Source organism: Massilia sp. P2_C2, from assembly GCF_056404615.1.
The window spans coordinates 1-1108 of the sequence record NZ_JBFUDR010000622.1; the positions used below are offsets into that span (position 1 = coordinate 1).

The window sequence follows — 1108 nt, forward strand, 5'->3', positions numbered from 1 at the left end:
TTCCGTCAGCCGCAATTTCTTCACATAGGCGGTGAACGTCATGCCGAGTTCCGCCTTCAATACCTCGTTGATCTTGTTGCGGTTGGCCCCCGTTCCGGCGCCCACATTTTCCAGGTCCAGATCCGGATTCGTATAATGCGTGGCGATATAGCACAGGACGGCAGCCTTTTCCTTGTCCCTGAACGGTTCGAGCGTCAGTTCCCGGTATGCCACGAGCGGCAAGTCCTTCTTGACCTTGACTTTGAGGCCCGTGATGAGTGCTTGGGCGTGTGCGCGGATGAACCAATGGGCGAATAAGGCCCAGCTCATCAAGATGACCACCGCCAGCGCGACGAGATAACGGTAGTCGCGTCCATGCAAAGTCACCTCGCTGATTTCCACCTCTGACGCATGGTCGCGCGGGCTGTGCGGGCTGGTGCCGAATGACAACTTCACAACATGATCCAGCGTATAGGACTGGTGCGCCAGATCGAGTTTCAACATCTCGAGCCACCACTGCGGAACGGTCAGCCGCGTCAGGTCCAACGTTACGAGCGTGACCTTCTCGTTACAGGAAAAGTATGTACCCGGGGTTGGATGCGTGAGGAAGTCGCCGGGCTTCGACATCTTTTCGTTGTATGTGGGCATGGAGAATGCCAACGTATTCGCCGGCGAGCATTTGGCGACGAATGTRATGGTGCTGTATTTCGACAGGTTGGCCGGGGTCGCGTTGCCCTTGTCGTCCTCCATCACCATTTCGCCCGACGCGAATGGATAAGCCGTCGCGGTCGTGAGCCTGTAATCGAAGCGCAAGGAGCGCTGGCTTGAGCTGAGGAGGCGTACTGTGGATGTGCCGCCGTGGTCCACATCCGTTGCCGTGGCGACGCTCCAGTTGACGCCGCCTCGTTCCGACGGCATGAGTTCGGCTGACGGGTAACTTTGGACCACGCAAACCCCCGGTGTCAGAATAGTTGTCGCGTCACCTGATGAAGTAAAACAGTATCGGGGACGGGCAAGAGAGATGGAGTGAAGCAGTATTCAGCGGAACGGAAAGAAGCGCTGCTGCGGCAGATGATGCCGCCGCAGAACAGGCCGGTGTCGGAGTTGGCGCGCGAGAGCGGGATCACGG

1 protein-coding gene is annotated in these 1108 nt (G+C 58.2%); it reads right to left on the reverse strand.

The genetic code is table 11. The features are described 5' to 3' along the window. On the reverse strand, positions 1-897 hold an 897-nt coding region (locus AC1DYX_RS31395), incomplete at its 3' end, for a helix-turn-helix domain-containing protein (RefSeq protein WP_477266159.1). Between the last annotated feature and the right edge of the window lie 211 nt (positions 898-1108).